At 66.6% G+C, this 13,416-nt stretch carries 10 protein-coding genes; 5 read left to right on the forward strand and 5 right to left on the reverse strand.

Annotation, left to right across the window (positions count from 1 at the left end):
- Positions 1-12 precede the first annotated feature (12 nt).
- Both SIN08_RS12855 and SIN08_RS12860 read right to left on the reverse strand, forming a co-directional pair.
- Positions 13-1,662, reverse strand: a complete 1,650-nt coding sequence (locus SIN08_RS12855) for a thiamine pyrophosphate-binding protein (RefSeq protein WP_322451966.1) — start codon at positions 1,660-1,662, stop codon at positions 13-15.
- Positions 1,659-2,834, reverse strand: coding sequence for a CaiB/BaiF CoA-transferase family protein (locus tag SIN08_RS12860; RefSeq protein ID WP_322451967.1), 1,176 nt, complete (start codon positions 2,832-2,834; stop codon positions 1,659-1,661). The genes SIN08_RS12855 and SIN08_RS12860 overlap by 4 nt, the downstream gene beginning before the upstream one ends.
- A gap of 123 nt (positions 2,835-2,957) precedes the next feature.
- Here SIN08_RS12860 and SIN08_RS12865 point away from each other — a divergent pair, with 123 nt between their 5' ends.
- Complete coding sequence (locus SIN08_RS12865) at positions 2,958-3,389, forward strand: CBS domain-containing protein (protein WP_322451968.1); 432 nt, start codon at positions 2,958-2,960, stop codon at positions 3,387-3,389.
- A gap of 117 nt (positions 3,390-3,506) precedes the next feature.
- Here the strand turns inward: SIN08_RS12865 and SIN08_RS12870 are convergent, their stop codons facing one another.
- Positions 3,507-4,436 carry an alpha/beta hydrolase gene (locus SIN08_RS12870; RefSeq protein ID WP_322451969.1) on the reverse strand — a complete coding sequence of 310 codons (930 nt, stop codon included), beginning with the start codon at positions 4,434-4,436 and terminating at the stop codon, positions 3,507-3,509.
- 166 nt (positions 4,437-4,602) lie between these two features.
- Between SIN08_RS12870 and ettA the strand changes: the two genes are divergently transcribed.
- The 4 genes from ettA (at position 4,603) to SIN08_RS12890 (ending at position 9,004) form a co-directional block, all read left to right on the forward strand.
- On the forward strand, positions 4,603-6,252 hold the full coding sequence (gene ettA, locus SIN08_RS12875) for an energy-dependent translational throttle protein EttA (RefSeq protein ID WP_322451970.1): 1,650 nt from the start codon (positions 4,603-4,605) through the stop codon (positions 6,250-6,252).
- Positions 6,253-6,560: 308 nt separating this feature from the next.
- Entirely contained in the window at positions 6,561-6,929 is a 369-nt protein-coding gene (locus tag SIN08_RS12880) for a response regulator (RefSeq protein ID WP_322451971.1), read from the forward strand.
- A gap of 280 nt (positions 6,930-7,209) precedes the next feature.
- Positions 7,210-8,382 carry a beta-ketoacyl-ACP synthase III gene (locus SIN08_RS12885; RefSeq protein ID WP_322451972.1) on the forward strand — a complete coding sequence of 391 codons (1,173 nt, stop codon included), beginning with the start codon at positions 7,210-7,212 and terminating at the stop codon, positions 8,380-8,382.
- Positions 8,383-8,395: 13 nt separating this feature from the next.
- Positions 8,396-9,004, forward strand: a complete 609-nt coding sequence (locus SIN08_RS12890) for an MOSC domain-containing protein (RefSeq protein WP_322452164.1) — start codon at positions 8,396-8,398, stop codon at positions 9,002-9,004.
- Positions 9,005-9,043: 39 nt separating this feature from the next.
- On the opposite strand, the gene SIN08_RS12895 is transcribed toward SIN08_RS12890, so the two are convergent.
- On the reverse strand, positions 9,044-9,589 hold the full coding sequence (locus tag SIN08_RS12895; RefSeq protein ID WP_322451973.1) for a cupin domain-containing protein: 546 nt from the start codon (positions 9,587-9,589) through the stop codon (positions 9,044-9,046).
- Between the two features lie 73 nt (positions 9,590-9,662).
- On the reverse strand, positions 9,663-13,295 hold the full coding sequence (locus SIN08_RS12900; protein WP_322451974.1) for a hydantoinase B/oxoprolinase family protein: 3,633 nt from the start codon (positions 13,293-13,295) through the stop codon (positions 9,663-9,665).
- Between the last annotated feature and the right edge of the window lie 121 nt (positions 13,296-13,416).

A 13,416-nucleotide genomic window follows, 5' to 3' on the forward strand; every position in this document is an offset into this window, starting at 1 on the left:
CGGACGCCGCCCCTACCGCCCCTCCCGGATATCCGTCAGCGTCCTTGCCGGCGTGATCGCCTCGGGGTCGAGCTTTACCTCGATGATCGCCGGCCTGCCGCTTTCCCATGCGCGCTCGAAGGCTCCCGCGAAGTCTTCCGTTTTCTCCACCGTCTCGCCGTGGCCGCCATAGGCGCGGGCGAGGGCTGCGAAATCGGGGTTCTTGAGGTCCGTGGCGGAGACGCGGCCGGGGTAGTGGCGCTCCTGGTGCATGCGGATGGTGCCGTAGGTGCCGTTGTTGACCACGACGACGATGATCGGGAGATCGTACTGGACGGCGGTGGCGAATTCCTGGCCGTTCATCAGGAAGCAGCCGTCGCCGGCGAAGGCGACGACCTGGCGGTCCGGGAAGAGGTCCTTGGCGGCGACGGCGGCAGGCGTGCCGTAGCCCATGGAGCCGGAGGTGGGGGCGGCCTGGGTGACAAAGCCACGGAAGCGATGGAAGCGGTGAACCCAGGTGGCGTAGTTGCCGGCGCCGTTGGTGAGGATCGCGTCCTCGGGCAGGTTTTCTTCCAGCCACGCCATGACGGGTCCCATCTTCACCGGGCCGGGGCCGCTTTCGGGCGGGGTGGACCAGGCAAGATAGGCCGCGTGCAGGCGCTCCGTCTCCTCGGCCCAGGCGGGAAGCGCCTCCGGGTTGAGGTCCCGAAAGGCGGCGGCGAAGGCGGCCGGCGTGGCGTTGATGGCGAGCGCCGGGCGGTAGACGCGGCCGAGTTCGCTCGCATCGGCATGGACGTGCACCAGGGTCTGGTCGGGATAGGGGCTTTTCAGGAGCGTGTAGTCGGAGGAGGGCATCTCGCCGAAGCGGCCGCCGACGAGGAGCAGGAGGTCGGCATTCCTGATGGCCTCGGCGAGCTTGGGGTTGGGGCCGATGCCCACGTCGCCGGCATAGGAGGGGTGGAGGTGATCGAAAAGCATCTGCCGGCGGAAGGAGCAGCCGACGGGCAGGGCCCAGCGCTCGGCCGACTTCTGGAAGGCGGAGACGGCCTTTTCATCCCAGCGCGTGCCGCCGAGGATGGCGAAGGGGCGCTTGGCATTGGCGAGCAGCGTTGCGAGCTCTTCCATCTCGTGGTGGCCGGGGCGGGTCTCGACCGGAGTATGGGGCAGGGCGGCCGGCGCCTCCGCCCGGCTCGTCAGCATGTCCTCGGGAAGCGCGATGACGACGGGGCCGGGGCGGCCCGAGGTGGCGACGGCAAAGGCGCGGGTGACAAGCTCGGGGATGCGGGCTGCATCGTCGATCTCCGTCACCCACTTGGCCACCGGGCCGTAGAATGCGCGGTAGTCGACCTCCTGGAAGGCCTCGCGGTCGCGGATACCGCGCGCCACCTGGCCGATGAAGAGGATCATCGGCACCGAGTCCTGGCTGGCGATGTGCACGCCGGCCGATGCGTTGGTGGCGCCGGGGCCGCGGGTGACGAAGCAGATGCCCGGCTGGCCGGTGAGCCGCCCGTGGCAGTCCGCCATCATCGCCGCCCCGCCTTCCTGGCGGCAGACGATGGTGCGGATCCTCGAATCGTGGAGGGCGTCGAGGACGGCCAGATAGCTCTCGCCCGGAACGCAGTAGAGCCTGTCGACGCCGTTCACCTCCAGCGCTTCGACGATGAGCTGTCCGCCGGTCTTCATGGCTTTCTCTCTTCCAGATCGCGTAAAATCTCTTCCGTGTGCTCCCCGAGCCGCGGGCTGGGGCGTTCATAGGCCAGCGGCGTTTCGGACATCACCATGGGCGCGCGCACGGAAGGCAGCGTGTTGCCGTGTCCATCCTTCAGATCGCGCCGCATGCCGCGCGCGATCGTTTGCGGGTCGGAGAACATCTCGGCGATGGTGTTGATCGGGCTGGCGGGCACGCCGGCAAGCCCGAGCTTTTCCAGAAGCGCATCGCGCGCGAAGGCCTTCAGCTTCGGGGCGATCTCGGCGCGCAGCCGGTCGCGGTTGGCAACGCGCGCCGCATTGGTGGCGAAGTCCGGCTCGGTGGCAAGGTTCGAGCTGCCGATCACGGCGCAGAAACGGGCGAACTGACCGTCATTGCCGACGGCCAGGATGAAATGGCCGTCCTCGGCCTCGAAAACCTCATAGGGACAGATATTCGGATGGGCGTTGCCCATGCGCTCGGGCGAGAGGCCCGAGACCAGGTAATTCAGGTTCTGGTTGGCGAGCACGGAAATCTGCGCGTCAAAGAGCGCCATGTCGATGAACTGGCCCTTACCGGTCTTTTCGGCATGACGGAGGGCAGCCTGGATGGCGATGACGGCGTAAAGCCCGGTGAAGATGTCGGTGACGGCCACGCCGACCTTCTGCGGCTCGCCATCGGCGGGACCGGTGATCGACATCAGGCCGGACATGCCCTGGATGATGAAATCGTAACCCGCCCGCCCGGCATAGGGGCCGTCCTGGCCGAAGCCGGTGATCGAGCAGTAGACGAGGCGCGGGTTGACCGTCTTCAGGCTCTCGTAGTCGAGGCCGTATTTCCTGAGCCCGCCCACCTTGAAGTTCTCGATCAGCACGTCCGCCGAGGCGATGAGCTTCAAGAGGGTGGCGCGGTCCTCGTCCCTCTTGAAGTCGAGGGCGATCGAGCGCTTACCCCGGTTGCAGGCATGGAAATAGGCTGCGGAAAGGTTCTCCTCGTCACGGCCGGTCACGAAGGGCGGGCCCCAGTGCCGCGTGTCGTCGCCGCCGTTTGGGTTCTCGACCTTGATCACATCCGCGCCGAGGTCGGCAAGCTGCTGCCCCGCCCAGGGGCCCGCCAGGATGCGGGCGAGTTCGATGACGCGGATTCCCGTCAGTGGAGGTGCGGCCATCGCGTGCTGGTGGCTCCCGTTCTATTCGTCGGGGTTTGGCGTATTTCCGCCCGGGCCCCGGAAACATCAAGCCCCTACATGCGTTCCCCTGACAAGACAACCACACAGGACAGGGAGGCTGTCATGCAGATCCGTGAACTCATGAGCACATCCGTCGACATCGTCGATCCCAACACCACCATCCGGGACGCCGCCAGGAAGATGCGCGCGGACAATGTCGGCGCGCTGCCGGTCGGCGAGAACGACCGTCTGGTGGGCATGGTGACCGACCGCGACATCACCGTGCGGGCCGTGGCCGAGGAACGCGCGGCCGGCAACACGACCGTGCGCGAGGTGATGTCGGAGAAGGTCTTCTACTGCTTCGAGGACGAGGAGCCGGAGCGGGCGGCTGCGGTGATGAGCGAACACCAGGTGCGCCGCCTGCCGATCCTGAACAGGGACAAGCGGCTGGTCGGCATCCTCGCGATGGCCGATCTCGCCCGCGGTGACGGTGAGGCGGCCGAGCACGCCCTTGAAGGGGTCTCCGAGCCGAGCGACGATCCGCGGCGCATGTGAGCGGGTGCGGCGGGCCAGCGGGGCGTTCGTCGCTGCCGGATGAGATCAGGTCGGGTCACCTGAGGCGGGTGGGGATGCTTTGGGAACCAGGCTTCTTCGCAATACTTCCCGACAGACTCAGCCGCGGGCGTATATGCCTGCCGCCCAGCGGCTGAAGTCCTGCATAATGCGAGTGCGACCGAGCTCGTTGAGAGATTCGTGGCGGGTTTCGGCGTAAATCCTTGTTTCGAGATTCGAAACGCCGGTCCGCTTGAGTCGTGTGGCAAGCTGTTTGACCGCGCGCCCGCGGGCCGTGACGGGGTCTTCGGCGCCGCCGGCAAGGTGTATCGGCAGGTCCTTCGGGATTGCGGCGAGGCCGTCGGCGATCGCGAGGTCGATGGCGAAGATGGTCCGCCACATCGCGATGGTCGGGGGCCAGCCGCACAAGGGATCGGCGATATAGGCATCGACCTCCGCGCCGTCGTGCGAGAGCCAGTCGAAGGGGGTGCGGGCGTCGGGGACGGCGCGCGCCCAGGCCTGGAAGGTGAAGCGCGGCATGAGGCGCGAGGGGACGTCCGAGCCGAGGCGGAAGCGCTCCCAGGCGAGCAGGGTTCTTGCAGCGTGCGCCGGCAGCCTGCCGCCGGTCGGAGCGTTCCAGACGGCCGCGGCATCAGCGCGTGCGCCGTGGCGCGCCAGGAAGGCAAGGGCGATCATCCCGCCCAGGGAATGGCCGAAGACGATGACCGGCAGGCCGGGATGCTCCTCGCCTATGCGGTCGTGGACGGCGAGGACGTCGGCAACGACTTTGCCGGCGGCCGGCTCCGGGCCGAAGGAGCCGAGCGGCGCGCCGGGCGCGGTGGTGTGGCCGTGGCCGCGGTGGTCGTGCGCATAGGCGGCGAAGCCGCGCTCCGTCAGGAAGTCGGCGAAGCGGGCATAGCGGCCGGCGTGTTCGGCGAGCCCGTGATTGATCTGTACGACGGCGCGCGGCGGCCTTTGTGGGCGGCGTGTGTAAAGCCGCAAGGTCGCACCGGTGGGTGTCTCCAGCGTCGTCGCGGTGTCAAAGCCCATTGCAAACCCCCGCCCGCATTGCTCCCCGGCGCCGTTTCGCCTACATAGCGGTCGACTTTCGAACCGTAGCGGTGAATCGGGAAGGCTCGGCGGCCGGAAATCGGCACGCCCGCGTCGGTCACGGTTCACCGTTCACGCTTTACCCGATCATGACCACGGAGCGTTCATGGCACGTCAGTTCATCTACCACATGGCCGACCTCAGCAAGGCCTATGGCGCCAAGAAGGTTCTGGAGAACGTCAATCTCTCGTTCTATCCGGACGCCAAGATCGGCATCCTCGGCCCCAACGGCGCGGGCAAGTCCACCGTGCTGAGGATCATGGCCGGGCTCGACAAGGAATTCACGGGCGAGGCGTGGCTCGCCGAGGGCGCGACCTCCGGCTATCTGCCGCAGGAGCCGCAACTCGACCCGGCACTCGACGTCATGGGCAACGTCATGGAGGGCGTGGCCGCCAAGAAGGCCGTCCTCGACCGCTACAACGAACTCATGATGAACTACTCGGACGAGACGGCGCAAGAGGCGGCCGAGCTGCAGGACAAGATCGACAGCCAGAACCTGTGGGATCTCGATTCCCAGGTCGAAATGGCCATGGAGGCACTGCGCTGCCCGCCGGGGGAGGCCGACGTCACCAAGCTTTCGGGCGGCGAGAAGCGCCGCGTGGCTCTCTGCCAGCTTCTCTTGCGCCAGCCGGACCTGCTGCTCCTCGACGAGCCGACGAACCATCTCGACGCCGAGACGACGGCGTGGCTGGAGAAGCATTTGCGCGAGTATCCGGGCGCGGTGATGATCATCACCCACGACCGCTACTTCCTCGACAATGTGACGGGCTGGATCCTCGAACTCGACCGCGGGCGTGGCATTCCGTACGAAGGCAACTACACGGCCTACCTGGAGAAGAAGGCCAAACGCATGGAGCAGGAGGGCCGCGAGGAGGCCTCAAGGCTCAAGGCGCTGTCGCGCGAGCGCGAATGGATTTCGGCGAGCCCCAAGGCACGCCAGGCCAAATCCAAGGCGCGCATCCGCGCCTATGACGAGTTGGTGCAGGCGGCAAACGACCGCCGGCCGGGCGACGCCCAGATCATCATTCCGTCGGGTGAGCGGCTCGGCAATCAGGTGATCGACGCCGAGGGGCTGACCAAGGGCTATGGCGACACCCTCCTGATCGACGATCTCTCCTTCAAGCTGCCGCCGGGCGGCATCGTCGGCGTGATCGGGCCGAACGGCGCCGGCAAGACGACGCTGTTCCGCATGCTCACGGGGCAGGAGGAGCCCGATGGCGGCGAGATCCTCATCGGCGAAACCGTCAAGCTCGGCTATGTCGACCAGAGCCGCGACACGCTCGATCCCAACAAGACCGTGTGGGAGGAGATTTCGGGCGGCAACGACATCATCAAGCTCGGCAGGCACGAGGTGAATTCCCGCGCCTACTGCTCGTCCTTCAACTTCAAGGGCGGCGACCAGCAGCAGAAGGTGGGCACGCTTTCGGGCGGGCAGCGCAACCGCGTGCACATGGCCAAGCTGCTCAAGGAAGGCGGCAACGTCATCCTGCTCGACGAGCCGACCAACGACCTGGACACCGAAACCTTGTCGGCGCTCGAGGACGCGCTCGAGAACTTCGCCGGCTGCGCCGTCATCATCAGCCACGACCGCATGTTCCTCGATCGGCTTGCGACGCACATCCTGGCATTCGAGGGCGACAGCCACGTGGAGTGGTTCGAGGGCAACTTCGAGGACTACGAGGCCGACAAGATCCGCCGGCTGGGACCGGAGAGCGTGAATCCCAGGCGGGTGACCTACAAGCCGCTGACGCGGTAGGACTTGCCCGCTATCGGTGATCTGGAGCGCGTGTGTCCCGCTTCTGCGACATGCGGGTGCGGCGGTTTTGCCGCCCCGCGTGAAACCAATGCCGCGCCCGGGCGTTCCTGGCCATACGGAAGGATTATGCGGGCTTATGGCGAAACTTGATTTGCAGAACTCGGGCGCGCTGTCGCGCTGCCGGGAGTTGGTGCGTCACCGTGCGCGCGATGGCGGCGGCGTGAACATGACCCGTAAACGAGGGACGCTGCACGGACGGGAGGACCCGGCCGGGAGTGACCGCTTCGGACTGTGTTCAAGGAAGCTAAATGGCGCGCTTTGAGGGGCTCCGCATCTTCGTTGTCGAGGACGAGGCGCTGGTGGCGATGAACCTGGAGATGATCCTGGAGGATCTGGGTTGCCACGTGATCGGTCCGGCCATGCGGCTGGAGCGTGCCGAGGAAATGGTCAGGGATGGGCTTGCCGCGGACGCAGCGATCCTGGACGTCAATCTCGGCGGACGGGAGGTCTTTCCCGTGGCGGAGAGCCTGGCCGAGGCGGGCATGGCACTTGTCTTCGCTACCGGATACGGCCTGTCCGGCATACCCGACACGTGGCATGGCCGGCCGATCCTGCAGAAGCCCTATACGCAGGAGGATGTCGCCGCCTGCCTCACGCGTGCGCTCGACGGCGGATAAAGCCGGCCCTATTCACCGCGCTCTTCGAGTCCGTCTGAAAGCGGCGGGCCCGGGCTGAAAATCGCGTCTTACTGCGCTCCGTGCCCGTGTACCGACATGTACACAGCGCTCCGGGGCTCAAAAAAAGGGCTCTCCGTCGCGTGCAGAGAATTGCGCCGCATTCGCATTTCCTTATACATCCCGACGTAGTATCCATGTGCCGGGTGGGGCGGGGACTGTCGCTTCGTCAGCTCCGCGCAAGGGCACAAGGCAAAAGGCAGGCCGAACCATGCTACGGCGGATGAGCGAAGACGACGCGGCGGAACTCCATGTCGCGCCGGAGGCACCTATATCGAGCGGTGTGTGCATCGCCGGCCTCGGCGTGGAAATACCGCCGTCTTCCATTTCCAACGAAGAACTCGTCGACACCTTCAATCGGTGGGTCGAGGCGGAGAACCCGCGCCGGGCGGCACGCGGCGAACCGCCACTGGCCTATTCCGACGCCGAATTCATCGTCCATGCCTCCGGAATCCGCAGCCGCCATGTCTATGAGCGCGAGGGCATTCTCGACCCCGAGCGCATGGCGCCGAAGATTCCCGCGCGCTCGGACGACGAACTTTCCGTCATGGCCGAGTTCGGGCTGGCGGCGGCGCAAAAGGCGCTGGCGCATGCGGGCATGTCCGGCTCCGACGTCGATCTCGTCATTTGTGCAGCCGCGCACCACCAGCGGCCCTATCCGGCCGTGGCGATCGAAATCCAGAAGGCGTTGGGCGCGGAAGGGGCCGCTTTCGACATGGGGCTGGGCTGCTCCTCCGCACTCGGCGGGTTGCATGTGGCGGCCAACCTCGTGCGCACGGGCGCGCACCGCCGGGTCCTGGTCGTGACGCCGGAATTGATCACCGGTCATCTCAACTTCCGCGATCGGCAGACCCATTTCATTTTCGGGGACGCTTCCGTTGCCATGCTTGTCGAGTCGATTGGGGAGGGCCGGCAGCGGCCGGGCCGCTTCGAAGTCGTCGACACGCGCAGCTGGACCCGGTTCTCGAACAATATCCGCACCAATTTCGGTTTCTTGAGCCGGCTCGCGCAGGACGATCCTTCCATGCTCGCGATGGAAGGCAACATGATCCGCCAAGTGGGCAACAAGGTTTTCAAGGAAGTGACCGTTGCCGGCCACCAGTTCATCGTCGATTTCCTGGCCGAGCACGGCCACACCCCGCAAAGCATGCGCCGTTTCTGGCTGCACCAGGCCAACGCCCGCATGAATGCCATGATCCTCAAGCTCGCCTTCGGCGAGGAGGTTGGGCAGGATCGGGCGCCGATGGTTCTGGAGCGGCTGGGCAACACGGCCGCCGCGGGGGCGATCGTCGCCCTTGCGGAAAACCACCGTGACATGAAGGCGGGGGATTTCGGTCTCCTGTGCGCCTTCGGGGCCGGCTATTCGATCGGCGGCGCGCTTTTGCGGATGATGTAGGAAGATGACTGCGATGCTCGACCTGCCGAAGCCCGACCCGGAGATCGTGCCCGTCGCCAAGCTTTCGGCGCGCGCAGCCGGCCTTTATGTCGCCTCCGGCGACGATTTCCAGACCGGCGCGGCGGATGCGCTCGAATGTACGTTCGAGGGAATCGCCGGCGATCTGCACGCCGGCTACACGCGCCGGTCAGGCGGACGCGAGCCGTGGTATCCGCGCGGCACCGAGATCCGCAACGAGCGCCAGATCTCCATTGTGGCGCCGGACGAGCTTGCCGAGGTCGCGGGGCGCATGGGGATCGCTGAAATCCGCCCCGAATGGATCGGCGCCAACATGCTGATCGACGGCGTGCCGCGTCTTTCGCTCCTGCCGCCGGGCACACTTTTGTTCTTCAAGGGCGGGGCGACGCTCAGGATCGCCTTTCAGAACGGCCCGTGCGCCATCGCCGGGCGCGTCGTCGCCGAACAATCTGGCATGGCCGACCGGGAAGCCGGCGCTCTGGAATTCGCCAAACGGGCGAAGCGGCTGCGCGGCGTCGTCGCCTGTGTGGAGAAGCCGGGGCGCATCGCAAAGGGCGAGGCGATTTCCCTGCGCATCCCGGAACAGTGGATCTATCGTTCATAGAGCGGGACGCGTTCGCTTTCGCGCGCACGGCCGGTCTCTTCAGCCGCTTCCTTTCAGCGCTTCGAGCAACGGCCCGTCACCGCCCCAGACCGGGTCGGTTTGGGGGAAGGGGACGGCCGCGATCTGCCGGAGCGTGTCGTCGCTGAAGCCCTGCTCGGCGCGGATGACCGCATAGTTCTCCTGGCCGGGCGGATAGGCGCCGCAGATGCGGAAGTCGGACGTGGCGGAGACCTGCTTGTGGCCGAAGCCGGGCGGCAGGATGGCGACGTCGCCGGCCTTGACCTCGACGTCCTCGCCCTGCGGGCCGCCCAGGATCAGCCTGGCCGCGCCGGAGGCGACCGCCAGCGTCTCGAAGGCGTCGGGGTGGAAATGGTGATAGTCGAACACGCGCCACGTCCAGGTGCCGCCCCAGCCGTTGGCTTCAAGCAGCGCCCGGACGGCCATATCGTCATGGTGGCCGCCGAGTGCGCCTTTCGCCAGCACGGCGGGATGGCGCGCATTGTTCGGAACGCCGTTGCCGGGCCCAGCTTCAAGAATGCGGATCTCGACGGATCCGGCGGCTTGCGGCGTGACGGTCTGCGGCATCGCGGCCTCCAGTTCTTGGGCGTTCAGCCTCTCAAAGGCCGGCGGGCGCAGCAAGTTCCGAAGGGCGGAGCCCTTATGCCTTTCCGTAACCGCCCGCCGTCGGGGTGGTGACGATCACGGCTTCGCCGGCCTCGATGACGGTCTGATCGCAGCCTTTCAGCACTTCGACGCTGCCGTCCTTGCGGCGCACTTCCGTCTTGCCGGTCTGTCCGTCGCCGCCGCCTTCAATGCCGCGGGGCGGCACGGTGCGGTGGGAGGACAGGATGGCGCATTCCATCGTTTCCAGGAAGCGCAGCGTGCGGCGCGTTCCGTCACCGGCGTGCCACTTGCCCCGGCCGCCGGAGCCTTCGCGGATATGGAAATCCTCGAGCAGCACCGGGAAGCGCAATTCCAGCACTTCCGGGTCCGTCAGGCGCGAGTTGGTCATGTGCGTGTGGACGCCGCTCGTGCCGTTGAAGCCGCGGCCGTCGTTCATGCGGCCGGCGGGCGAGCCGGAGCAGATGGTTTCGTAGTACTGATAGGTGTCGTTGCCGAAGGTCAGGTTGTTCATCGTGCCCTGCGCGTTGGCGAGCGCCCCCATGGCGGCGAAGACGGCGTTGGTGACGTGCTGCGAGGTCTCCACATTGCCGGCCACGACGGCGGCCGGATAGGAGGGGCGCAGCATGCAGCCGTCCGGAATGACGACCTTGACCGGCCGGAGACCGCCGGCGTTCATGGGGATCGATCCCTCGACCATGACGCGGAAGGCGTAGAGCACGGCGGCGCGCGCCACCGGTTCGGGCGCGTTGAAGTTGTTTTTCATCACCGGCGAGGTGCCGGTGAAGTCCACCGTCGCCTCGCGCTTGTCGCGGTCGACGGAGATCTTCACCCGGATTACCTGTCCGGTGTCGGTCGGATATTCGTATTCGGCCTCGTCCGGCAGGCGCTCCAGAATGCGCCGCACGCTCTCGGCGGCGTTGTCCTGCACATGGCCCATATAGGCCTCGACCACATCGAGGCCGAAGGTCTCGACCATTTTGCGCAGTTCCGCCACGCCCTTCTCGTTGGCGGCGATCTGCGCCTTGAGGTCGGCGATGTTCTGGTGCGGGCTGCGCGCGGGGTAGGGGTGAACGGTCAGAAGCGCGTGCAACTCCTTCTCCCGGAAGTGGCCTTGGCTGACGAGCCGGAAGTTGTCGAACAGCACGCCTTCCTCGTCCACCGTGGTGGCCAGCGGCGTCATCGAGCCGGGTGCGGTACCGCCGACATCGGCATGATGGCCGCGCGAGGCGGTATAGAAGAGGATGTTCTCGCCCTGCGCGTCGAAGACCGGCGTGATCACGGTGATATCCGGCAGATGGGTGCCGCCGTTGTAGGGGGCGTTGAGGGCGAAGACGTCGCCGGGGTGGATGTCGCCTTCGTTGAGGTGGATGATGGTCTCCACCGAATGGCCCATCGAGCCCAGGTGCACCGGCATGTGCGGGGCGTTCGCCACCAGGGCGCCGTCGCGGTCGAAGACGGCGCAGGAGAAGTCGTGCCGCTCCTTGATGTTGACGGAGGAGGCGGTGTTCTGGAGCGTCACGCCCATCTGCTCGGCGATGGCCATGAAGAGGTTGTTGAAGACCTCCAGCATTACCGGGTCGGCCTCGGTGCCGATCGCGGCCAGGCGCGGCTTCTTCTCCACGCGGCGCATCAGCACATGGTTGCGGGCGGTGATTTCGGCCTCCCAACCCGGCTCGACCATGATGGTCTGGTTGTCCTCGACGATCAGGGCCGGGCCCTTGATGCGGTTGCCGGGACCGATCGCCGAACGGGTGAAGATGCCGGCTTCGCGCCATTCACCCGCGCAGAAGACGGGGCGCATGGTCCGCGGCTCGGGCAAATTGTCGTTGACGGGCAGGTGCGGCTCTTCCGGTCCGGCCGAGCGTGCGTCGACACCTTCCACATTGACGGCTTCGACAATGCACGGCTTGTCGTCATAGACGAAACCGAACTGCCCCTTGTGCGCGGCCTCGAAGGCGCTTTTCGCGGCGCCGACCGAGCGCGCGTCGAAGGGGACGGTGAGCGTGGTGTCGGTGCCCTCGTAACGGACTTCCAGACGAAGGCGCCAGTCGATGCCCTCATCGGCGACCCCCTGCCGGCGCAACTCCTCGAGCACCTCGCCGCGCAGTTCCTCGACGAGGCCTTCGATTGCCGGCAGGGCGGCATCGGAAAGCGGCTTTATGAGTGCCTTCTGGCGCGAGGCCGAGACCGTCGCCAGGCCGATGCCATAGGCCGACAGAAGGCCGGAGAGCGGATGGATGAGGACGGATTCCATGCCCAGCGCGTCGGCCACAAGGCAGGCGTGCTGGCCGCCGGCGCCGCCGAAGCAGTTCAAGAGGTAGCGGGTGACGTCGTGACCGCGCTGGACGGAGATCTTCTTGATGGCGTTGGCCATATTCTCGACGGCGATGGTGATGAAGCCTTCGGCCACCGATTCGGGACTGCGGCCTTCACCGATCCGTCCGGCAAGGGCGGCGAAACGCTCGCGTACCGTTTCCGCGTCGAGCGGCCGGTCCTGACCGGGGCCGAAGATGGCGGGGAAGAAGTCCGGCTGCAGCTTGCCCAGCATGAGGTTCGCGTCGGTGACGGCGAGGGGACCGCCGCGGCGGTAGCATGCCGGTCCCGGATTGGCTCCGGCCGAATCGGGGCCCACCTTCAACCGTCCGTCCTCGAAGTGAAGGACCGATCCGCCACCGGCGGCCACCGTGTGGATGCGCATCATCGGCGCGCGGATGCGCACGCCGGCCACCTCGGTGTCGAAGGCGCGCTCGTATTCGCCCTCGTAGTGGGCGACATCGGTCGACGTGCCGCCCATGTCGAAGCCGATCACTTGCTCGAAACCGGCGCTGCGGGCCGTCTCCACCATGCCGACGACGCCGCCGGCCGGGCCGGAAAGGATGGCGTCCTTGCCCTGGAACATATCGGCCGCGGTCAGCCCCCCGGAGGACATCATGAATTTGAGCCGCGGGCGGTCGTCCGCGCTTTCGTCGATGCCGAGCTCTTCGGCAACCTGCCGCACGTAGCGGGCGAGAATGGGGGAGAGGTAGGCGTCCACCACGGTGGTGTCGCCGCGCCCGACGAGCTTGATCAAGGGCGAGGTTTCGTGGCTTGCCGAGACCTGCGCGAAGCCAAGTTCGCGCGCGAGCGCAGCCGCCTCCTTCTCGTGCGCGGGGTATTTCCAGGCATGCATGAAGACGATCGCCACCGCCTCGATCCCGTCGCGCCGGGCGGCTTCCATGGCGCCGCGCACGGAGTCGAGATCGAGCGCCGTCTCCACCGTGCCGTCGACGCGCATGCGTTCCGGCACCTCGACGACGCGTTCGTAAAGCTGCTCGGGCAGGACGATCTCCTTGGCGAAGATATCCGGCCGCGCCTGATAGGCGATCCTGAGCGCATCGCGGAAACCCTGCGTGATCAGGAGGAGGACGCGGTCGCCCTTGCGCTCCAAAAGCGCGTTCGTGGCGACCGTGGTGCCCATTTTCACCTCGCCGATCCGGCTTGAGGGAACGGGCGCGCCCGGGGCGATGCCGAGCAGGTCGCGGATGCCCTGAATGCCGGCGTCACGATAGGCTTCCGGGTTGTCCGACAAGAGCTTGCGCGCGTGGAGCGCACCTTGCGGATCGCGTCCGATCACGTCGGTGAAGGTGCCGCCGCGGTCGATCCAGAAGTCCCATCTGTTGGAGGTCATGCGCCGCTCCACTCCATGCGTTCCAAACCGGTTTCAGGCAAAGCACGACAGTGATAAAACGTCAATAAATTATTGACATTTTCTATCACTGTGCAAGGGTTCACGGTATGCGATCGGTTCG

It is taken from the genome of Chelativorans sp. M5D2P16, from assembly GCF_034427935.1.
Lineage (GTDB): Bacteria > Pseudomonadota > Alphaproteobacteria > Rhizobiales > Rhizobiaceae > Chelativorans.